Consider the following 20,887-nt stretch of genomic DNA (forward strand, 5'->3'; position numbering starts at 1 on the left):
TCCCCGCGCGTGTGGAGAGCAGGCGGCTGTCCCGAGCTCGACGTGGACGGCCGCGGGACCATCCCTGCGCGTGCGAGGAGCAGTACATCGCGACGGGGTGCACGGAATCGGCCTCGGGACCATCCCCGCGCTTGCGGGGAGCAGCCGAGCTTCGTCGTGAGGCGGGAGCGCTGCCAGGGACCATCCCTGCGCGTGCGGGGAGCAGAACGTCACCGTCCCAGCCCGCCTCTACGAGGAGGGACCATCCCCGCGGGTGCGGGGAGCAGCACAGCACGGAGCTGGAGTCCGGTGCCTACCGGGGACCATACCCGCGCGTGCGGGGAGCAGGACGTCAGCACGGCCCCCAATTGCCCCGTCGCAGGACCATCCCTGCGCGTGCGGGGAGCAGGCAGGGACTTGGCGACCTGGTCGCCCTTGGGACCATCCCTGCGCGTGCGGGGAGCAGGCAGGGACTTGGCGACCTGGTCGCCCTTGGGACCATCCCCGCGCGTGCGGGGAGCAGGGGAGGCTTCACGTCGACGTGGAGGTGTCGATCGGGACCATCCCCGCGCGTGCGGGGACCAAGAGTTGGCACTGCACGATGCGCCCGGGTGACGGGGACCACCCCCACGGGGGCGGGGAGCAGCTCAGGTTCCTCACGCGGTACGCCCGGGGCGAGGGTCCATCCCCGCGCGTGCGGGGAGCAGACGACGGCGAACAGCGTCCAGGTGCTGCCGTCGGGACCATCCCCGCGGGTGCGGGGAGCAGAGATTCGGCGCGTAGACGGTGCGGTCCGCATCGGAACCATCCCCGCTCGTGCGGGGAGTAGTCGACCGGACACGCGGGAGGCAGACCTGGAGCGGGACGTGGAACACGCCAGTGTCGAGACCATTCTCGCGGGCGTGGGAGCAGCCGGGACAGGCGCGTCCGGGCGCACGGTGTCGACCTCGCCTCTCGGTTCAGTGGTGTTGTGGTGTGGGTGGTGTGTGGAGGTGGGTGATGGTGATGTTGCGGATGGTGGTGAGTGTTTCGGGGGCGAGTTTGTGCAGGGGGTGGATGGTGTGGTGCCAGGCGGGGGTGGTCAGGGCGTGGTGGAGGGCTTGGGCGGCTGCTTGGTGGTTGGGGGGCAGGGTTGTGGCGGTGTGTGCCAGGTGCTGGATGGCACGTGTGTAGTGGCTGTGTCCGGTGGGGTCGGGGCGGACCGGAAGGTGGGCGTGGTGGGCTGCGACTGCGGTGAGGGCGGCGGCGCGTTGGAGTGGGTTGGTGGGTTGTTGTGCTGTGTGGAGGGCGGTGTGGGTGTCGCCGAGGGCTGCGTGGAGGACGGCGAGGGCGGGGGTGGGGAAGTGTGCGGGTCCGCGGCTGGCGAGGTCGCGGGTCAGCCAGGCGAGTTGGAGGTCGGGGTGGTCGCCGCCCTTGAGGCGCAGGAGTGCGTGGACGAGGACGTCTTCGGGGAGCCAGGAGTGGGGGCTGTGGCGGGAGGTCTGGTCGCGGGCTTGTTCCAGCAGCGTCTCAAGGAGCTGTCTGGGGGCGGGTGGTAGGTGGTTGGCGGCGGGCAGGAGTTCGGCCAGTGAGGACAGCAGGCCGGTGCTGCGGATGGTGCGGCTGGTGGCGTGGAGGCGTTCGAGGAGGGGCCAGAGCAGGGTTCCTGCTTGTTCGGGGGCGTGGGGGGCGAGTTCGGTGGCGACGGCGATGCGTGCTGTGCGGTCGGTGGTGCGCCAGGCGGCTCGTGCGGCGGCGCCGCGGGGGTGTGGGTGTTGTTCGATGAGGCGGATGGCGGCCTGTGCCTCGCCGGCGCCGGCCAGTGCCTGTGCCGCGTGCGGCCAGTTGGGGCTGTTGGTGGCGGCGTGGGCGGCTTGGTGGGCGTGGCGGCGTGCGAGGGCGGGCTGGTGGGTGTCGCTGTAGGCCAGGGCGAGAGCGGCGTGGATGCGGGCGCGGTCGGTGGGGTGCCGGGCCAGGTCGGTGAGGGGCTGGGTGTTTGTGGCGGGGTCGGTGCGGACGAGGGCGGCTGCCAGGTCGGGGAGCCAGCCGGGGCTGCGGCCGCCGCCGGGGATGCTGGCGGGCATGAGCGCCAGCGCCTGCTCCAGTCGCTGCTCGGCCTCATCCCCGCGAGCCGCCTCGGCCAGCCGGTAGGCCTCCTCGGTGAGCTCGACGGCTTCCGCAGGACACTCCTCCCCGCTCGGGGCGGGGTGCTCCGCGTGCTCGTGCGGCTCCGCCGGCAGGTGGCGGTCGGCGAGGTGCCGCACGCGGGTGCTCTGCTCGGGCGGTGCGCCGACGGCGTGGAGCGCCTCGACGAGGAGGGCGAGGGTGTGGGGGAAGCCGAATTCGAGGTGGAAGGCATCGGCCGGTGTCAGGGGGTCAGCGGCCGGGCCCAGGACGTGTTCGAGGTGGCGGCAGGCGGTGGTCACGAGGCGTGCAGCCGGCTCGGGCCGGAGGGGCGCGGCATAGCGGGCGGCGAGTGCGAGGATGGAGACGTTTTCCAGGGTGGGCGCGTCGGTGAAGACCTCGTGCGCGTGGGCCAGGATGCGGTCGATGAGGCGGCCTGCGCGGTCGGGGGCCGCGCCGGCTGCCGTGCGCCAGAGCTGGATCGCGCAGGTTGCGGCGTCTGTTTCGGCTGGCTCCTCGCAAGCGAGGTGTTCGGCTTGTTCTTCCAGGGTGTTCAGGAGTTCGTCGGCCCGCTCGGGGTGGTCCGCTGCCAGGAGACGGGCGGCCTGCGCCCAGGCTTCCAGGCGCGCTGTTCCCATCCCGCGGGTGCAGCGCAGCAGCGCCAGGCCCTCCTCGAGAAGACCCCGGCGCTCGCGGTCTTCGCGCGCAGCACGGCCCGGGGCGGCGGGCTTGTTCCAGTACTCTGCCGGCCGTCGGCGAGGCATGCTCTGCTCCCGCGTACCACCGTCGTTCGCCAGGGCTGTTTTCAGCAGGGCGAGGGCCGTCTGCCCGGCGGCGCTTTCCGCCTCGTCGACCCCGGCGCCGAATCGGCCCGCCTCGCGCAGCGCCTGCTGCGCCCACGTGGCTGCTTCCCGGGCCGTCGCAACCGCCTGCGTGTCACCCGTGGTGTGCAGGACGCGTGCCACGCCGGCCAGGTTCAGTGCCTTGTCGGCGGCGCTCCCGGCAGCACTGGTCAGGGCGCGGGCCCGGGGGGCGTCGCCGAGCCGGGCGATGGTCTGCGCCGCCGCCGGGGGCAGCGGTCGTACGTGGGGCAGCAGCATGTCCCGGGAGGCGGCGAGCGCCGCGGCCGTGCCCAGCGCCGACACCGAGTTCGTGGGGACGGATGCGGATGCGGCCCAGTCGAGGTGGCGCAGGGCGACGTCCGCCCCGGCGCGCTCTACGAGCAGAAGTTGGCGGCGTGCGTCGAGAGCCAGGGCGGTGAGCCGTTCGGTGTCGCCCTCCGCCTGCAGGAGGCGGGCGTAGCCGGTGAGCAGGTAGTTCGGGGTGTCGTCGGGCCAGCCCTCGTCCTCGTACTGGCGGGCCCAGTTGTGCAGGGCAGTGACACAGGCGGTACGGAACGGCCGGCCGAGTGCCTCATACGCGGCGACATGGAGTTCTTGGTGGGCGAGCACGAAGGTCTGGCGTCCCGCTTCCGCTTCTGCCTCGGTGCGCACCTCCAGGGGCAGCAAATCGGTGCGGGTGGGGGCCAAGGAACGGCCGGTGACACCGAACAGTTTGTCGCGCACCTCCAAGGGTGTGATCTCGGCGAGTTCGGCGAGGTCCGCGCCGGTGAGGGCGCCGCGCGCCGTGACCAGCAGGCCCAGCAGGTGTTGTCCGGCGGGGTCGGTCAGCAGAGTCCGTAACTCGGTCAGGGCGGCATCGCGGATGATGCGCGCGGCGGGGGAGTCGGCCAGTGGCCGGACGATGGCAGGGTCGCGCAGGGGGTGGTCCGTCGCCAACTTCTGGGGCGGGCGCGGGTGGGGCCGTCCGGTGACGATGACGCGCATGTCGGCGGGCGGGTTCTTGGGCAGGAGCCCGGCGATCCCGGTCGCATCGGAACCGGCGTCGGCGTCTTCGTCGAGTCCGTCGACGATGAGGATGAGGCGGCGATGACGCGCTGCGCAGGCCTGGGCTGCTGCTTCGTAGAGCGGGCCGAGGTTCGGTTGCTGCAGGTCGCTGGGCCGGGGCCGTTTGCCGTCGGCCGCAGCAGCCAGCTGGTTGCTGACGGTGCGGACGAAGCCGTCCCGGTGGTCGGTGCCCAGACGACCGGCGATGAAGTAGTGCGCGACGTCGACTCCGGCGGGCAGGCAGCGGGCGGCAAACCAGGACAGCAGCGCCGTCTTACCGGCCCAGGGCCCGGCCTGCCACCACAGGTAGTTGGGCGAGCCTTCGGGCGCCGTAACGAAGTGCTCCAGGCTGTCCAGTTCTTCCTCGCGTCCCACGAAGTCGACCGGCAGGACATCCAGCAGGACCTGGGAGGCACCGCGCAGCAGACGACCCTTTGAGGCTGCGCCCACCCGGCTTCCGCGACCGCCTTGGCCGCTCTGGCTGACTCTCTGCGCGGCTCCTAACCGGGCAGCCCAGGGCCCCTCCGGGATCGAGGTGAAGCGCGGCGACCGGCGAACGGCTCGTGCCTGCAGGTCGGGGATGAGCTTCTTCAACACGTACTCGACGTGGCGCTCTTCGGTCGGGGGGTACGCCTTCGAAGGGTCCGTGTTCATCCAGGCCGTGAGACTGGACTTGCCCATGGTGTATCCGGAGGCCGCGGCCTCGCGGACCAGGATCGTGTAGGTGAGGCTCCTGCTGCCGCCACCCGCTGCCTGGTACAGCGCCTTCAGGTCGCTCATGAACGTCGGTGTCTGCCTGTCACCGCCCGTTTCGTCGTCTGCGGAAGAGTTCGCTGAACGCATTTTCATCTGCCCCCTGACCAGGTTCTCTGCGGGTTTTCCGGCCGTGTGAAGTGTGCTGAACGCCCCCGGGTTGGTGGATATCTGTGGGACCGCGCCGGGGAGAGGACCTCTGGCTGCTGATCCCGAGGGGGACTTGGATGTCCGTGCTGTCGAGTGTCGTTGAGCCCGTTTTCCGGGCGGGTGTGGGCCTTTCCGTTGTCACTGCGTTCGCCTACTGCGGGGCGGTGGTGACGGTGGCGGCTTCGTCTGTCCTGTTCCGTACTTCGGAGCGCCGGCGTGATGCCCGGGCGACGCTGAGCATTTTGATGCGCCGTCGTGGCGGCCGGTGAGGTGTATCGGGCTGGCCCTGGCGGGGCGGCCAGGCGTAGCCTCGGCCCCCGTCGGTCCTCCCGCGGATGTGCGGGAATGGCTCCCGTTAGGAGCACTGCGTCCCTTTTTCCCCCGCGTGTGCGGGGATGGCCGGCAGGGTGCGGGCCCGGCCCACCGCAAGCGCGGCCCGCCGCACGCGTCCTCAACCAGGCCGTGGTGTTCGCGCCCGCGTCTCCTGCCGGTGTGTTCAGCGGGTGAGGATGAGGCCGCAGCTGTAGGCGCGGGCGTGGCCGAGGCCGTTGGCCAGGGCTTCGACGAGGGTGTCGGGGTCGGTGACGGTGAGGGTGCCGCGGATCTCGGCTCGGCCGATCCGGACGGGTTTGTTGCGGTGGGCGCTGGAGATGGTCGGCAGCATGCGGATGCCGAGGGTGTCGGGGTCGGTGGTGGCGCCGATGCGGGCGCCGCCGTCGGGGGCTGTCTTGGGTTCGCCGACGGGTTGCAGGCGCCGGGTGAACCACCGTTTCACGTGCTCGGGTGTGGTGTGTGCGGTGCGGGTGCCCCGGACGCCTTCGGAGACGGGTTTGCCCGACGGTTTGCTGCGGGTGGGGTTGACGACCGTGCGGAAGGGGACGGGTTCGCCTGCGGTGAAGGTGCGGTCGACGGTGATGATGTGCGGGGCGGTGGTGAAAGCAGCACGCGGGATCCGGGACCAGTCGCCGGGGACACGGGACTGGACGACCAGAACGAGGGCGGCGGCTTTGAGGTCGACGGACCAGGTGGACAGCACTCCCATGTCGGCGCGCGGATTGGGGGCGCCGTCCTCGACCCAGCCGCGGAAGCCGCTCATGACGGTCCGGTGCATCTCCTGGGCATCGATCATCGACTTGGCGACCAGGGGGTGGCGGGCGTCGAGGCAGAGGACGGAGTGGGTGGCGACGAAGCGGGCGGTGGCGGCCCGGGTGCTGGTCACGGGATGATGTCCCATTCGGTGGCGGTCGGTGCGATGGTGATGCGGGTGCGGGTCTCCCAGCGGGTGGCGTGGGTGCGGCGGCCGGGGTCGAAGCTGACGGGCTGATCGTTGATCTGCAGGGCGCCGCGGGTGCCGGAGGGGACCTGGATCCATGCCCAGGGGCGCCGGCCCGCGCTTGCGTTGCCCGGCGGGCCGGGCAGCAGGCGTTTGGCGGTGAAGGCTTCGGTGATGGTGCCGGGCAGAATCTCCGCGGCCAGGGTGCCGGAGGGCGGGCAGGATTTGCGGCCGAGCCACAGCAGCCTTTTCGGGTGTTCCAGGGCGTGGGCGATGTCTTCCAGCAGCGCCTTGTCGGGGTGGTGCAGGGCGGCGAGGAACGCGGCGTCCGACAGGTACCAGCGTTCGGTGATCATTGCGGAGCGGGAGAGTTCGGCGGAGACGAGGGTGCCGGAGACGGGATCCTGGGTGATCTTCTTCGGGGCCCCGTACCAGCGGGCGAGTTCGTGGTGGCCGAACTCTGTTCCCTCGGCGTTTTCCATGCTTTTGGCGAGGGCGGCGGCCCGGCGGTGGTCGGTGATGAGGTCGCGGGGCCGCAGCGGGAAGTGGCCGGCGCCGACGGTGTGGTAGTCGCGTACCGGGGTGCCCGGGTGGTCGGCGCGGACTCCGAAGGTGAGGGCGGCGAGGTCGTCCACCGGCTCGGTGCGGTCCCGGCCGAGGGCCGCCGCGCACAGGCCGAGGACGGCGGACTTGGTGGGGCGGGGATGGGTGTCGCGGTGGGAGAAGCGGGAGGCCACCCCCCAGGACTGCAGGGGGGCGGCCAGGCGGACGAGCAGGACGTGCCCGCTCACGCCGTGAGCTCCTCGATGCCGGACACGGCCGCAACGCCGGTGTCGTCCAGGGTGTCCAGGAGGTCGTTGATCTGCGGGTCGTAGGTCAGCACGCGTCCGGCGCTGATGTCGGGGCGGCGCCGGCTGACGAAGGCGTGGTGCTTGAGCAGCCGTTTGACCGCGGCCGGCCCGGCGGGGCCTTCGCCGTTCTTGTCCAGGGGGCTTTCGTCGATGGGGGTCTGGAAGGCGGCCGCGTAGTTGTAGGGGCGCTCGCCTTCGAAGGCCAGGACGAGGGCGGGCAGGGAGCCGGTGGAGGCGGTGGAGTTCCGCTTCGCCTCGGGGAAGGCCTCGACGAAGGCGGTGACGAACTCCGCCTCCGCCGCCACCGCGACTTCCTCCGCTTCGGGCTCGCTCATTCCGGCCGCCTGCAGGTTGCGGCGCAGCCGCCGGCGGTCGAGCACGGCGTGGCGGTAGAAGGTGCCCGAGATCAGCGACTGGTAGCCGGTCATCCCGGCGCCGGCGTCGTCGGCCGCGTCGAGGAAGTCCAGCGCGTTCTTCTTGCGGTCCAGCTTCGCGTCGTCGGCCGCCGCGTAGAAGTCGTCGACCTGCTCCGCTTCGTGCACGGTGAAGGCGTGGCTGCTCTGGACCGCTCCGTCGACGTTGGGGGAGTCCGCGATCTCGGCGAGGAAGCGCCCGTACAGGGCGATGTCGATGGCGTCGCGCGGGGCGAGCGCGGTGAGGACCGCGGCGCGGGTCGCGGCCGGCACCGGGGGCAGCTTCGCCTCTGCTGCGGTCTCCTCCTCCGCCTCCTCCGGCACCGCGTCCTTGTCCTTGTTCTTGCGGCCGCGCTTCTTCTTGGCCGCCGCCGCGGCGGCGGTCTGTGCCGTCAGGTACTCCTCGCTCCACGCCCGCACGCTCTCGGCGTGCTCGGCGATATGGGCGGCGATGCGGGTGCCGGCGTCCGCCGGCGCGAACAGCAGCACCCGGGTCAGGTTGGCGACGGTCTTCTTGTCCGCCTCGCCGAACTTCAGGCCGGTGGCCTCGATCACGGCGCGCGCGGTGCGGATCGCCTCGTCCTGCTGCCAGCCGTGCTCGGCGGTGAGCTCGCGGGCGGTGAGCAGAGCCCACTCGCGGGTGCGGATGCCGGTGGCCCGCCCGGCCAGGGCGCCGCGCCCGGCGTTGGCGCGGTCGCGGGCATGGATCCGCTCGGCCCGGCGCCGCGCCTGACTGGTGATCATGTGGCGCTCGGCGCCGCCGTAGACGATGGACTTGGGTGCCCCGTTCTCATCACGCACCGGGAGCACGGCCACCAGGGTCTCCAGCAGGTGCAGGGAGAGGAACTGGCTGCCGGTGGCAGGAGAGTTTCTGGTCACGTAAGGGAGTCCTTCTCAAGAGAGGAGGCGGCAGGCAGGGCAGCGGAACGCGCGGCGGCGGCCCGGGCCGCGGGGATGTGGAAGGCCACGCCCCATTCGTAGGGGACCCGGGCCTTGCGGTCGTGCCACCGGTTGAGGTCGTCGACCAGCCGGGGCCAGGAGGGTGGCTGCCGCTCGCAGGCCCGCAGGCGAGCGACGGCGTGCTGCAGATGCCGCCAGGGGATGCGGCGACTGGAAACGATGCGGTCGATCAATCGGGCAGCGCCCGGATCCTCAGGGCCGCGCCTGTCTCCGCTGCCGATCCGGCGCGCCGCCTCCCCGAGACTGCCGTAGCCGTAGGCGGGCTGCGAGCGCCCCTGGTGGTAGATGGCGAACAGGAAGGCGACCTGGGCGTAGACCTCCCGCTGCGCCTCGTCCGGGCTGAACCACAGGGCCCTGAAGTGCGGTTCGCGCTGGACGCGGGGGCGCCGGAGTTCGGCCAGGCTGGCGTAGTCGTGGTTGCGGACGAGGCTGGCGAGCCAGGCCGTGAGCGCGACGGCGCTGTCACTGGCTTCCGGTTCGGCGCCGGGCCTGGTGGTCATGCGGACTCCCCTCTCAGTTCGGCCGGAGCCTTCGGCGACGCCAATTCCTCGTCGAACCGCCTCAGGGCGGCGGCCCGGGCCTTGGTGCCCTGTGCGTTCCTGGGCAGCGGGTCAAGGCATTCGGCCAGGAACTTGCGCGCGGTGAGGGCGAGGGTCTCGGCGTACTCCAGCAGCAGCGCGCGCACGTCCTCACCCAGCGTCGTCTCCTCCATCAGCACATCGAACGGCTCCTGCGTGGCCGCCCAGTGCTGAGCGCCCGCATCGAACCGCGCGATCTGACTGCTCTTGTCGGCCGGTTTGGGGTTCGGATAGGCCACGCGCCATGCCGCGAACGCCGCCTTGTACAAGGCGTCCGCCACGTGTTCGGCGATCTCTGATCCCCGGTAGGAGGCGAGATACAGGCGGGCCTCCAGCCCGGGGGCGAACGGAAACGTCCCGTCCACCCAGGCGATGGCGGTCGTCTGCTTGGCGACCAGTCCGACCGCCCACAACTCGATGCGGCGCGCGGGCTGTTGGCCGGGCTCGGGCGCCACATCCTCGGCCGGGAAAAGTGCCAGTCTGCGGTACAAGGTGCCGCCGTCGTTGCTGCCGGCCTGCGCACGGGCCTCGGCCACCGCCGCGTAGAGGGCGTGCGCCTGCCGCCAGACCGCCCGGGTCGCCGAAGCCCACAGCGGTTTGCGGGTGCCGTCCGCCCGCGTGGCATACACCGCATCCTGCATGTGTTCGTCCGTCAGCGACAGGAGCTCGCCCGCACCGAGCAGCACCCGGTCTACGAACTCACCGTCCGGGGTCGGGCGCAGCAGGATGGAGCGGCCGAGGTAGCTGTGCAGATCGGCCGGGCCCGCCACCGCTCGCCCCTTGGGCTTGGAGGTGAATCCCCGCCGCTTCGTGCCGACGGTCCACGTACGGTTCAGCTCCCCACGCGGCCCGTTGACCGGGGCGAGATTGAGGCGCAGCGTCTCACCCAGGGTGTCCCCGAGCGCGATGACCCGGATGCGCGTGCCGAGGCGGGCAGCGGCGAGATTGGTGATGGTGGCACCCAGCGTCGCCTTCCCCGAGACCCTGGCCCGCCCGGCCGGCCCGTACACGTGCTGGGTGAGCATGGCCCGGAAGGCCGCGGCGACCGGCAGCGGGCTGGGATGCTCCAGGTGGTGGTGGTCGAAGAACTGGTTGTAGTCACCGACGCGTTCGATCACCAGTTGCGCCGGCCCGGCGCCGTGCTCGTCAAGGTACGGGGCAAGCAAGGCGTTCTGCCCCAGCGGCTCCACAGGATGGAACAAGTCCCAGACTTCGCTCTCGGGCCGCTGCGCGAGCCACTGGGCGGCCGGCCGGAGAGCATCCTTCTCGTCCACCCAGGCAGGCCACTGCGCAGCCGACTTCGGATACGTGCCGGATGCGTAGCAGATGGCCAGCAGGAACTCGATGACCGCAACCTTTTCGCCCGGCGTGCCGCCTTCCACAGTCCGCAGACCGTCGGCATCGTGGAGCAGGTCTACCAGGCTCACATCAACAAGCCGGTCGTCCAGAGTCAGCACCGGGATGCACGGGACCTCGCGCGGATCCCATCGGGGCCGAAATGGTCGGGCACGTAAGGCACTTGGCTCAGCCACGTTCCGTCATCGCCTCACTGCTCTTAACGGTTTAACTTCTGGCATATGACAGGACGCTAGCAGGAGGGAGTATCCGAGGCGACCGGTTCGTCAAGATTGCGAAATCCATCGCACAGACGAGGAGTTGACGGTTGGCCGGAGCCTCGACTCACTGCGCCGCACCCACGCCCAAGTGCCTACGGCTGCGGCCTGCTCACCCTGGCCCCGCTCACTCCCGCCCGCCGGGTGACGGCATGACGTCGGTCGCCAGGCGGGCGGCTCTCACTCCGCGTCAGCTCACTCGCACCAGCGACCGGCTGTCCTTCCTCTACCTGGAACGCTGTCTGGTGCACCGTGACGCTAACGCCATCACCGCCCAGGACGCGGAAGGCACCACCCACATCCCTGCGGCCACCATCGGCACGCTCCTGCTCGGTCCCGGCACCCGCGTCACCCACCAGGCGATGACGGTGCTGGGCGAGGTGGGCGCGGCCGTGTGCTGGGTCGGTGAACACGGCGTGCGCTACTACGCCTCCGGCCGCGCCCTCAGCCGCTCCTCGGCGCTGATGGAGGCACAAGCGCGGCAGTGGGCCAATCCCCGCAGCCGCCTGGCGGTGGCCCGTGCGATGTACCGGCTGCGTTTTCCCGATGAGGACCCTGCGGGCCTGACCCGCCAGGAACTCCTGGGCCGCGAAGGGCGACGCGTCAAGGACTGCTACCGCGCCCAGGCCGCCCGCACCGGCATCCGCTGGCGCGGCCGCCGCTACACCCCCGGCGACTATGCCAGCGGGGATCCCGTCAACCAGGCCATCACCGCCGCCGCCCAGTGCATGTACGGCATCGCCCACGCCGTCGTCACCTCCCTGGGATGCAGCCCCGCCCTCGGCTTCATCCACTCCGGCCACGAACTGTCCTTCGTCCTGGACATCGCCGACCTGTACAAAACCGAAATCGGCATCCCCCTCGCCTTCGACACAGCCGCCGAAAGCGACGAAGACACCGGCCCCCGCACCCGCCGCGCCCTGCGCGACCGCATCACCGAACTGTCTCTGCTCGACCGGTGCGTGAACGACATCCAACGCCTGCTCCTGCCACCCGACACCGCCAACTCCACTACGCCGTCTGCGGGTGCCGGCCACGACGTGGTCACGCTGCACAGCGACGGCGGCCACCACGTCGCCTCCGGCATCAACTACGGCGGCGACGGAGCCGAGGACTACGGAGACGAGCTCTGGTGACCGTCATCGTCCTCACCAACTGCCCCACCGGCCTGCGCGGCTTCCTCACCCGCTGGATGCTGGAGATTTCCGCAGGCGTCTTCGTCGGCAATCCCTCGGCCCGCATCCGCGACGTCCTCTGGCACGAAGTCCAGCAGTACGCCGACCAGGGCCGCGCTCTGCTGGCCCGTACCACCGACAACGAACAGGGCTTCACCTTCCGCACTCATGACCATGCTTGGCACCCGACCGACCATGAAGGGCTCACCCTTATCCGACGCCCCGCTCCTAATGCCCCGGCGACAGACAGGCCACCCCAGTCCACCCCGCCGACAGGCTGGAGCAGAGCCTCCAAACGCCGGCGCTTCGGACGCCAGTAACACGGGATATCCGTTTTGATGCGTATGTCGGATTCGGAGGAAGTACTGAAAAGCGAGGCCTGGACTTGAAAACCCCCAGGTCATCCAGTCTGCTCCCCGCGCCCGCGGGGATGGTCCCCGGCCCTGAAGGCGGGCCCACCACAGTCGGCCCTGCTCCCCGAGCCCGCGGGGATGGTCCCGTCCCCTCGCTGAACTCCGGCTCGGCCATCTCCTGCTCCCCGCGCCCGCGGGGATGGTCCCAGGGCGGCCACGTGGGCGTCACTGACGGCGGGCTGCTCCCCGCGCCCGCGGGGATGGTCCCCGGCCGTGATGATGTCTACGCCTTGCTCGGCTCTGCTCCCCGCGCCCGCGGGGATGGTCCCGCGGAGAGCGTCCCGACGGTCTGCTCGATCGACTGCTCCCCGCGCCTGCGGGGATGATCCCCGCTATCCGCGTTACGCGATGGCCGGGCCGACTGCTCCTGCGCGCGGGAATGATGCCGCCTGCCTCCGTAACTCGGCCGATGTACAGGCTGCTCTTCGCGTCTGTGGGAGTGGCGTGCGTACACCCCGGTGGCACCGCAACGCGGGTCTGGTCCGCCCACTCTGTGAACACTCGGGGTCGTAGCAGTGGGTTGGCCAGCAGCGAGCCGTGATGTCATTGCACGGCTTACCAGCGCATGCCGAGCTGGTCGAGTGCCGTGCGTCGTTGTTCGATGAGTTTGTTGGCGCGGCGGCGTACGTTTGCCGTCCACACGTCCCCAGGTCGACCAGGACGGTGCCCTCCGGTGTGGTCTCCCGTCCGGTGGCGGCGGGTCCGGCCGCCTCCAGTGGCAGCTCTTCGACGTGCTTGCGGGGGACGTTGAGGTGGCCCTCGCGGGCGTGGAACTGGCGGGCGGCGGCGAGGTTGAGGAGCCACTTGTCCTCCTGGGTCCGCTTCACCGGCCGCTCCTCCTCCGCGGCCGCCTTGATGCCGAGGGCGTTCTCCAGCAGCCACTGTTGCGCAGGGAGCAGCTGGTCGAAGCCGTACCGTTGTGCGGTGACCCAGCGTCCGAGGTCCTCGCCCCGGACCACGACCTCCCCGGCCTTCGTGGGCAGGCTTCCGCCGTCGGCCAGGTGTGCCTGGAGCAGACGCAGGCAGCGTTGCCAGCCGGGGTCGATGTCGTCCAGCTGCTGGCGCCGCTCGTCGGTGAGCGTCCCGGCCGCGGACGCGACCGGTTCGCCGGCTTCGCGGCGTGCGGCGATCTGGTCGGCGAGCTTGGCCGCATGGAGCATGTTCTTCGCTCACTTCCCGACCGGGTAGTCGTTCCACACGGCGGTCGCGGGCGGCAGGAAGTGCCCGTGCACCTGCGCCCGCGCCTTCGCGGCGGTGAGGCCGTCGTTGAAGGCGTCCTCGCGTGGCGCCCACACCATGCCCAGCTCCTCCAGTTCCGCGACCCCTTCGGCATCGAGTCGTCCGGTCTTGTGGCGTGAGTGGTTGTGCGTTTCGGTTGGCCTCGGCTCTGGCCGGGGCCTGGGCTGCTTATGCTGGGGGCGTGACACCGAGGGCGGGGCAGGAGACGGAGCTGCGGGCGGATGCGGTGCGCAATCGGGCCCGGATCCTGCGGATCGCCCGCGAGCGACTGGCCGCTGGTGACACGTCATTGCAGCTGAATGCCATCGCCCGGCTTGCCGGGGTGGGTGTGGGGACGGTCTACCGGCACTTTCCCAACCGCCATGCGCTGGTCGAGGCGCTCTCGGCGGAACGCTTCCGGGAACTGGTCGCACAGGCGCAGGCGGCGGTGGCCGCCGGTGACCCGCGTGCGGGTCTGCGTCGTCTGCTGCGCTTCGCGCTGGACCGCATGCTCGACGACCCGGACTTCGCGGCCGTGCTGGAATCTGCTGCCGACGCCAGTGCGCAGACCGCGGACATGAGGGCCGAACTCGACCAGGCGGTCACCGGCCTGCTGGACCGCGCCCGTCTGAGTGGCGCGATCCGAGACGGTGTCGATGCCGAGGACGTGCGCCGCTTACTGTGCGGTGTGCACCATGCGGTGCACTCCGGGGGCGGTGCACGCCGGGACCTCTACCTGGACGTTCTGCTGGAGGGTCTGCGCCCGCCGCGCTGACGGCGGCGCACCTCCTCTCCTGCCCGTGTCGGTCCGGCGGTCCGTCGGGCTGTTCGTCCTCTCCGCACCAACCGGATAGCTATCCGATTGTGTTAGCGTGCGCCCATCGAAACGGATAACTATCCACTTGGTGTGCGGCAGTGAGGGGCGGGGCCATGAGCGAGCGGGCAGTGGTGACGGCGGGGACCGGAGGCATCGGTCTGGAGACCGCGAAGGGACTCGCGCGGCACGGGTACGCCGTGACGGTGGTCGGCCGCAACGCCGAGCGCGGCACGAGCGCCATCAAGGAGATCGCGGCGGTCGCGACCGGAGCCGCACCGCAATTCCTGACCGCCGACCTCGCATCGCTCGATCAGGTGCGGGCGCTGGCCGCGCACCTGGCAGCCGAAGGTCCGCTGAAGGTGCTGGTCAACAACGTCGGTGCGATGTTCCCCCAACGCCGCCAGACCGTCGACGGCATCGAGGCGTCCTTCGCCGTCAACCACCTCTCGCCGTACCTGCTGACCGAACTGCTGCTCGACCGGCTCCAGGCGGCCGCACCGAGCCGGATCGTCAACGTCACCTCCGCCGCCGTCAAGGCCGCCAGGCGCACCTTCGACGCCGCGGAACCGCCGGGCGGCTACTACGCCTTCCACTGGTACGGCCGAGCCAAGCTCGCCAACCTCGCCTACACCCTTCACCTGGCCGAACGCCTCCGCGGCACCGGCGTCACCGTCTTCGCGGCCGACCCCGGCGGCGCCGCCACCAGCATGACCGACGGCACCATGACCTCACCGAAGATCGTCTCCCCGCCACTGCGCCTGCTGTGGCCGCTGGTGCGCCGGACCTTCACACGCGCCACCACCGGCCCCGCGTCAGTGGCTGCTTTGCCGTCGGTCTTCGCGGCCACCGATGCCTCACTCGAGGGGCAGGCCGGCGTACTCATCGGGCCCGGGGCCCGCCCGGCCCCGGTTTTCCGTGGCGCCGACGACCCCCGGACCATCGAGAAGGTACTTGAGCTCAGTCGGCGGCTGGCGCCCCTGGACGGCGGTCACGGCGTGCAGCACAAGTGACATCCGACCGCTCGCCCCCGGACGACGTCCAGAACTCTGGTTCTGCGGCGGATCCGCCGCACACCGGAACGGAGAGAGCGCTGTCGCTTCTCAGGTTCTGGCTCAGGTTCTGTGATCCGTGACTGCGGGTCACCGATTAGATTTCGAACAGGGCTTCCTCTTGTGGCGGGATCGGAGGGTCGAGGGCGTCGCGGAGGCGGGTGATGTCCTGGCGCCACTTCGACCAGTCCGCGGCTTCGGCCCACAGCTCGGCGAGTTCAGACCGGTTGGAAACCACTTGATCCAGGGCGTCGACGGCGAGCATTCGAAGGTCTGCAGGCAACTCCGGTAGCGGCTCCGAAGGGCCATAGTTCGAACACGGCCGATCGCAGTCAGAATGCTGGGCAACGACCAGAGCCGCCGCGCCCACGGCTCGCTCGCCGTCGTAGATACCCAGGAAGTCCGCGGGCCCGGCGGCACGCTTGAGCACGCCCCGGATCATGGCTTCGCGCTCTTCCAGTGCTGCCTCGTCCAGGTCACCGGCGAAATCGGCGGCGGTGTCGTTATCGAAGGGGCCGATGTCCCAGGTGCCCATGTCTCTCCTCGCGCGGTCGTCTGGGGATCGTCGCACTGGCCACTGACAGTGCGCTCAGGAGGCAAGCAGCACCCGCTTGCGCAGGAGGTTGAAGCCAGCGCGTCCATACATCTGCCGCTTGATCATTTTGATGCGGTTGACATGGCCTTCAACTGCGCCCGAGCTCCAGGGCAGGGTGAGACCGGCGATGACGGCATCGCGGTCGCGGTCGATGCCGGCGGCAAGGGTGTGGAGACTGGGCAGATCGTCCTGCCGGACGGCGACGAGCCAGTCCGGAAGACGCTCGCCCTGGCGCTCGGTCAGCATGACGGCGAAAGCGCGGACGTGTCGGGTGAGCGCGTCGATCTCGGGGCAGTGGGTGCGCACGGTTTTGAGCAGCAGTTGTTCGGGCTCGGGAAGGGTTTCCGGTCGCCGGAGAATCCATCCGGCGACCGTTCGGGGTGAGGGCGGCCGGGCGACTACCGGTCGTGGGGAAGTGCGCTTCTTGTGCAGGTAGGCGCGGACGCGCTGGTAGCTGCCCTTGTAGCCGAGCGGCACGATCTCTTCCCACAGCTTCCAGGCATTGGTGCAGCCCTCGTTCCACCGGTCGTCCAGGTAGGGCTTGTAATCATCGAGGACCGAGGGCCGGTTCTGCCACTGGCCGGTGAACAGCTCCTCCGGAGCCTTGGCCTCGGCGAGCTGCTTGACGGTCCGCCAGGTCATTCCGAGCTGCCGCTGGACCGAGCGACGGCTGTGCCCGGCTTCCAGCAGTGCGTGGACGTCGGCGTGCCGGGCCCTGGTGCGGTCGGCGAAACGATGGCCGGTCGGCCATGGCGAGCCAGAGGGATCTTTCTCCGGCGCAGGCTCCGGATCGGGATCGGGGGCGGCCGTGACAAGGGCGCGGAGGCAGCGGCGGTGCTGAGCGACGGCCCGTTCGGCAGCCTCGCTCACGTTGTGCCAGAGGTGCCAGCGGTCCGCGACCTGGACCGCCTGTGGAGCGCCGACGGTGGCACCTTCGGCGAAGAACGGCGCCCGGTCACGGCAGATCACCTCAACGCTCGGCCGCGTGGCGAGCCAGGCCGCCAGGCTGGACGCCTCCCGGTCGGGCAGCAGGTCGATGGGGCGGCGGGTCTCGATGTCGATGAGGACTGTGCCGTAGTGGCGGCCCTTCCGGGTCGCGTACTCGTCAACGCCGATAACCCGTGGTGCGGCCACCTCGGGCTCGGGAAGCGCGTCCACCAGACGAAGCACCGTGCTGCGGCTGACGGAAACGCCGAGAACGCCGGCGATACGGGCCCCGGCCCGGCCCGCGAGCGCCAAGCCGACCGACGCCAGGGTCGAGCGCAACCGTTCGGTCCGCTGACTGTGCCGACGCGTCAGGCCCGGTATCTGCTCGACGAAGGTACGGCGTGCGCAGTCCGAGTTTCCACAGGTGAACCGTCGGACCTTCAGTTGAAGGACAACCCGTCGGCCTCCGCTGGGAACATCAGCAGGGAACCGCAGGTAGGAACCGTGAACCCGGTTCGACCAGGTGCCACAGATTGGGCACACGGCGCCTTCGGCGGTGCATTGCGCGTCAACGCGCACGATCGCGATGTTCACGTCTACCGACAGCACCGCGATGGCTGCGATCGACGGGAACAGTAACTCCTTGAGCCGGAGCAGGACCTCTTCCACGGCCCTGAACATTCAGCCCAACTGCGTTGCCCAGGAATCATTTTCAGGCGACTTCACCCACAGCTCGAAGAGGCCCAGCAGTCACGGAGAGTAGCCGCGTATTAGAAGTTGAGCCAGAGCCACTACTCGTGAATAAAGCCAGTGGGACCATCCCCGCGCGTGCAGGGAGCAGTTGATCGCTCGCGGGTTGCCGCCGCTCTCCTGGGGACCATTCCCGCGCGTGCGGGGAGCAGAGCCGGTTCTCGCCCGACATCCAACGCGCCCTGGGACCATCCCCGCAGGTGCGGGGAGCAGTCAAGGACCCACAGTTCGGAGTCGGTCGACAGGGGACCATACCCGCGCGTGCGGGGAGCAGGACGTCAGCACGGCCCCCGGTTGCCCCGTCGCAGGACCATCCCTGCGCGTGCGAGGAGCAGGCGGGCAGGGACTTGGCGACCTGGTCGCCCTTGGGACCATCCCCGCGCGTGCGGGGAGCAGGGAAGACGCGCGCCCACGGAGTGGACTGGCCAGGGGGACCATACCCGCGGGTGCGGGGAGCAGATGACGTACCTGATCATCCTTGCGTTCGCCACGGGACCATCCCCGCGGGTGCGGGGAGCAGAGTTGGGCGGCGACGGTGTCGCCGACGTTGTAGGGGCCATCCCCGCAGGTGCGGGGAGCAGGGGAAGGCCAAGGTTGCGGATCGGCGGGAGCTGGGACCATCCCCGCGGGTGCGGGGATCAGCCAGGGATCCGGTTCATCAGCGGGTTGACGACGGGACCATCCCCGCGGGTGCGGGGAGCAGACACCAACCGCCGGTTGGAAATGGGGGCGCCGGGGACCATCCCCGCGCGTGCGGGGAGCAGGCAATCGCCCAACTACCAGGCGGGCAGTGCCGGGGACCATCCCCGCGCATGCGGGGAGCAGCCAGGACCGCGCGTCAGCGGAAGTCAAGCGGCCGGGACCATCCTCGCGCGTGCGGGGAGCAGACGTGCGACGAGCACGCGCCCGCCCTCATTGCGGGACCATTCCCGCGCGTGCGGGAGCAGAGGGGTGGGCCTAGGCCGGGCGGCCGGTGGTGGGGACCATCCCCGCGCGTGCGGGGAGCAGTCCGCGGAGCAAGTTCACCGCGTGGCAGCCGTGGGACCATCCCCGCGCGTGCGGGGAGCCGTTCTTGGCCATCCCCCCGAAACGCCGCATGACGGGACCATCCCCGCGCGTGCGGGGAGCGGACGCGCGGGGGCCATCGGCCGTACGGGTGGGCGGGACCATCTCCGCGGGTGCGGGAAGCAGCCTACGGGCCTGTTCGCCCTCCTGCGGCGCCTGGGACCGCCCCCGCACATGTGGGGAGCAGGAACTGTCCTCGAGGCCGAGCCACTTCATGCCGGGACCATCCCGGCGTGCGGGGAGCAGGGCGCGTTGCCCAACCGGAACGCCTCGGCGACGGGACCACCCCCGTGCGTACGGGGAGCAGCTCGTCCTCACGTTGGAACCGAACCCGCCAGGGGGACCATCCCCGCGCGTGCGGGGAGCAGCGCCGTGATCAACAAGTACGGCCCCGGCCGGAGGGACCATCCCCGCGTGTGCGGCGAGCAGGTTTAACGGGGTGTCGGCCTACCAGTCGAGTGGGGACCATCCCCGCGGGTGCGGGGAGCAGGACGCGTAGTCCCACGGGATGCCGATGTAGTCGGGACCATCCCCGCGGGTGCGGGGAGCAGCGCCGTCGGCACGACCGCAAGCGCCGCCGCCGGGGACCATCCCCGCGGGTGCGGGGAGCAGCGCTGGATGGAGCGCCTGTCGATCCCTGCCGCGGGACCATCCCCGCGGGTGCGGGAAGCAGGACGGCAGGGCGCCCGCCAGGAGGCGGAGCAAGGGACCATCCCCGCGGGTGCGGGGAGCAGTGGACGCCGGACACGACGGGCTGGATGAGCGCGGGACCATCCCCGCGGATGCGGGGAGCAGGGGGTCGAGGACGGGTTCGCCGGTGGCGGGCAGGGACCACCCCCGCGGGTGCGGGGAGCAGAAGTACGGGCCCGAGGGCGCCGCCGCGATGTGGGGACCATCCCCGCGCGTGCGGGGCAGTGCTCGAGGTCCTTGCGGGTCGCGACCGGGGTGGGGCCATCCCCGCCCGTGCGGGGAGCAGCGCTCCACGGTGTAGGTCGTCGGCGCCTTCTCAGGATCATCCCCGCGGTGCGGGGAGCAGCCGCCGGGCGGCTACCGGCCCGCGAAGAAGCAGGGACCATCCCCGCGGGTGCGGGGAGCAGCACGGCAAGACCATGAAGGGCGCCACCGGGTCGGGACCATCCCCGCCGGTGCGGGGAGCAGGATCCCGTGGAACAGGCGCACGGGACCAGCCCGGGACCATCCCCGCGGGTGCGGGGAGCAGTGGGGGAAGGGCGGGCGGTACCGGGTCTTGCTCGGAGTGCCGCCGGGACCATCCCTGCGGGTGCGGGGAGCAGCCCTCCTTCGCGTAGTCGAGAGTGCAGTTGCAGGGACCATCCCCGCAGGTGCGGGGAGCAGTACTACCCCGGTCAGGCGGTGACATGGAACCCGGGACCATCCTCGCGGGTGCGGGGAGCAGCACGCCGTGAAGTTGTAGGCGACGTCGCTGTAGGGACCATCCCCGCGCGTGCGGGGAGTGGGCTGAGACGTTCAGCACGACGACCGGCGCGATGGGGCCATCCCCGCAGGTGCGGGGAGCAGCCGGCGGTGACGACCGGCACCCCGAAGAAGCAGGGACCATTCCGGCGGGTGCGGGAGCAGCTCGACCGCCTGAGCGACGATCATGTGAGCCTGGAGACATCCCCGCGCGTGCGGGCAGCAGCGACGCTCGTAACTCCGCTGCCTACCTGGGGGGGGGACCATCCCCGCGCGTGCGGGAGCAGGAAGAGCGCCGGGGCCGTCAGACACCCGTGCGGGGACCATCCCCGCGGGTGCGGGGAGCAGGGCTCCTCACCAAGGTCAGATTGCCTGATATCGGGACCATCCCCGCGGGTGTGGGGAGCAGGCGATGCGTCGGCGTGCATCGGCCAGATACTTGGGACCATCCCCGCGGATGCGGGGAGCAGCACAGCCAGGACCAGTGCCGCAGGCTGCACACGGGACCATCCCCGCGGATGCGGGGAGCAGGTGACCCGGACCTTTCCGCCCGCCCAGATCATGGGACCATCCCCGCGGGTGCGGGGAGCAGAAGTACGGGCCCGAGGGCGCCGCCGCGATGTGGGGACCACCCCCGCGGGTGCGGGGAGCAGCCGGGCAGAGTCTCGTCCTGGACCACCGCGGCGGGACCATCCCCGCGGGTGCGGGGAGCAGTACCCCGTCCGGCACCGCGGCGACGACCGCGCGGGACCCTCCCCGCGGGTGCGGGGAGCAGGAGACGACCTTGCGGGAACTGAGTGGGCGTTAAGTCCGCTTCTTGTAGAGGCCCCGACCGGGCTGCGTGACGTGCCCTTGGCGTAGAAGACGGCCGAGGCGGGCGCGGGTGAC

General features: G+C 70.9%; 14 protein-coding genes and 2 CRISPR repeat arrays. Of the genes, 4 read left to right on the forward strand and 10 right to left on the reverse strand.

Annotated features, from left to right (window positions below):
• Positions 1 to 938: 938 nt before the first annotated feature.
• From ACH4RC_RS40560 to ACH4RC_RS40585, 6 genes are all read right to left on the reverse strand, one after another.
• On the reverse strand, positions 939 to 4,748 hold the full coding sequence (locus tag ACH4RC_RS40560) for a hypothetical protein (RefSeq protein ID WP_398209747.1): 3,810 nt from the start codon (positions 4,746 to 4,748) through the stop codon (positions 939 to 941).
• Positions 4,749 to 5,367: 619 nt separating this feature from the next.
• Positions 5,368 to 6,090 carry a type I-E CRISPR-associated protein Cas6/Cse3/CasE gene (locus ACH4RC_RS40565; protein WP_398209749.1) on the reverse strand — a complete coding sequence of 241 codons (723 nt, stop codon included), beginning with the start codon at positions 6,088 to 6,090 and terminating at the stop codon, positions 5,368 to 5,370.
• Positions 6,087 to 6,935 (reverse strand): type I-E CRISPR-associated protein Cas5/CasD, encoded by an 849-nt coding sequence (gene cas5e / locus ACH4RC_RS40570; protein ID WP_398209751.1) that lies wholly within the window; start codon positions 6,933 to 6,935, stop codon positions 6,087 to 6,089. The genes ACH4RC_RS40565 and cas5e overlap by 4 nt, the downstream gene beginning before the upstream one ends.
• Positions 6,932 to 8,287 (reverse strand): type I-E CRISPR-associated protein Cas7/Cse4/CasC, encoded by a 1,356-nt coding sequence (locus ACH4RC_RS40575; RefSeq protein WP_398209753.1) that lies wholly within the window; start codon positions 8,285 to 8,287, stop codon positions 6,932 to 6,934. The genes cas5e and ACH4RC_RS40575 overlap by 4 nt, the downstream gene beginning before the upstream one ends.
• The gene (casB, locus tag ACH4RC_RS40580) at positions 8,284 to 8,868 is read right to left on the reverse strand and encodes a type I-E CRISPR-associated protein Cse2/CasB (RefSeq protein ID WP_398209755.1); all 585 of its coding nucleotides are present in this window, start codon (positions 8,866 to 8,868) and stop codon (positions 8,284 to 8,286) included. The genes ACH4RC_RS40575 and casB overlap by 4 nt, the downstream gene beginning before the upstream one ends.
• Complete coding sequence (locus ACH4RC_RS40585; RefSeq protein WP_398209757.1) at positions 8,865 to 10,403, reverse strand: type I-E CRISPR-associated protein Cse1/CasA; 1,539 nt, start codon at positions 10,401 to 10,403, stop codon at positions 8,865 to 8,867. Before ACH4RC_RS40585 ends, casB begins: the two co-directional genes overlap by 4 nt.
• Before the next feature lie 308 nt (positions 10,404 to 10,711).
• On the opposite strand from ACH4RC_RS40585, the gene cas1e reads away from it, so the two are divergent.
• Entirely contained in the window at positions 10,712 to 11,695 is a 984-nt protein-coding gene (gene cas1e, locus ACH4RC_RS40590) for a type I-E CRISPR-associated endonuclease Cas1e (RefSeq protein ID WP_398209759.1), read from the forward strand.
• Positions 11,692 to 12,054, forward strand: coding sequence for a type I-E CRISPR-associated endoribonuclease Cas2e (gene cas2e / locus ACH4RC_RS40595; RefSeq protein ID WP_398209761.1), 363 nt, complete (start codon positions 11,692 to 11,694; stop codon positions 12,052 to 12,054). The genes cas1e and cas2e overlap by 4 nt, the downstream gene beginning before the upstream one ends.
• An 89-nt stretch (positions 12,055 to 12,143) precedes the next feature.
• Positions 12,144 to 12,477: direct repeats of the CRISPR family, unit length 29 nt; unit sequence CTGCTCCCCGCGCCCGCGGGGATGGTCCC.
• 11 nt (positions 12,478 to 12,488) lie between these two features.
• Here cas2e and ACH4RC_RS40600 read toward each other — a convergent pair.
• Positions 12,489 to 13,307 carry a helicase associated domain-containing protein gene (locus tag ACH4RC_RS40600; RefSeq protein WP_398209763.1) on the reverse strand — a complete coding sequence of 273 codons (819 nt, stop codon included), beginning with the start codon at positions 13,305 to 13,307 and terminating at the stop codon, positions 12,489 to 12,491.
• Between the two features lie 9 nt (positions 13,308 to 13,316).
• The gene (locus ACH4RC_RS40605; RefSeq protein ID WP_398209764.1) at positions 13,317 to 13,445 is read right to left on the reverse strand and encodes a hypothetical protein; all 129 of its coding nucleotides are present in this window, start codon (positions 13,443 to 13,445) and stop codon (positions 13,317 to 13,319) included.
• A gap of 122 nt (positions 13,446 to 13,567) precedes the next feature.
• Here ACH4RC_RS40605 and ACH4RC_RS40610 point away from each other — a divergent pair, with 122 nt between their 5' ends.
• On the forward strand, positions 13,568 to 14,140 hold the full coding sequence (locus ACH4RC_RS40610) for a TetR/AcrR family transcriptional regulator (protein ID WP_398209766.1): 573 nt from the start codon (positions 13,568 to 13,570) through the stop codon (positions 14,138 to 14,140).
• A 155-nt stretch (positions 14,141 to 14,295) separates the two neighbouring features.
• Complete coding sequence (locus ACH4RC_RS40615; RefSeq protein WP_398209768.1) at positions 14,296 to 15,192, forward strand: SDR family NAD(P)-dependent oxidoreductase; 897 nt, start codon at positions 14,296 to 14,298, stop codon at positions 15,190 to 15,192.
• Between the two features lie 136 nt (positions 15,193 to 15,328).
• On the opposite strand, the gene ACH4RC_RS40620 is transcribed toward ACH4RC_RS40615, so the two are convergent.
• Both ACH4RC_RS40620 and ACH4RC_RS40625 read right to left on the reverse strand, forming a co-directional pair.
• Positions 15,329 to 15,766 (reverse strand): DUF4259 domain-containing protein, encoded by a 438-nt coding sequence (locus ACH4RC_RS40620; RefSeq protein WP_398209770.1) that lies wholly within the window; start codon positions 15,764 to 15,766, stop codon positions 15,329 to 15,331.
• A 54-nt stretch (positions 15,767 to 15,820) separates the two neighbouring features.
• Positions 15,821 to 17,422, reverse strand: coding sequence for an ISL3 family transposase (locus ACH4RC_RS40625; RefSeq protein WP_398209772.1), 1,602 nt, complete (start codon positions 17,420 to 17,422; stop codon positions 15,821 to 15,823).
• 1,363 nt (positions 17,423 to 18,785) lie between these two features.
• Positions 18,786 to 20,774: direct repeats of the CRISPR family, unit length 29 nt; unit sequence GGGACCATCCCCGCGGGTGCGGGGAGCAG.
• Positions 20,775 to 20,887 lie beyond the last annotated feature (113 nt).

Source organism: Streptomyces sp. NPDC016845 (assembly GCF_044332585.1).
GTDB lineage: Bacteria > Actinomycetota > Actinomycetes > Streptomycetales > Streptomycetaceae > Streptomyces.

Coding starts and splice junctions, on each gene's coding strand:
- ACH4RC_RS40560 (WP_398209747.1), bottom strand. CDS start 4,748: ATGAGCGACCTGAAGGCGCTGTACCAGGCAGCGGGTGGCGGCAGCAGG.
- casB (WP_398209755.1), bottom strand. CDS start 8,868: ATGACCACCAGGCCCGGCGCCGAACCGGAAGCCAGTGACAGCGCCGTC.
- cas1e (WP_398209759.1), top strand. CDS start 10,712: ATGACGTCGGTCGCCAGGCGGGCGGCTCTCACTCCGCGTCAGCTCACT.
- ACH4RC_RS40600 (WP_398209763.1), bottom strand. CDS start 13,307: ATGCTCCATGCGGCCAAGCTCGCCGACCAGATCGCCGCACGCCGCGAA.
- ACH4RC_RS40605 (WP_398209764.1), bottom strand. CDS start 13,445: ATGGTGTGGGCGCCACGCGAGGACGCCTTCAACGACGGCCTCACCGCC.
- ACH4RC_RS40615 (WP_398209768.1), top strand. CDS start 14,296: ATGAGCGAGCGGGCAGTGGTGACGGCGGGGACCGGAGGCATCGGTCTG.
- ACH4RC_RS40620 (WP_398209770.1), bottom strand. CDS start 15,766: ATGGGCACCTGGGACATCGGCCCCTTCGATAACGACACCGCCGCCGAT.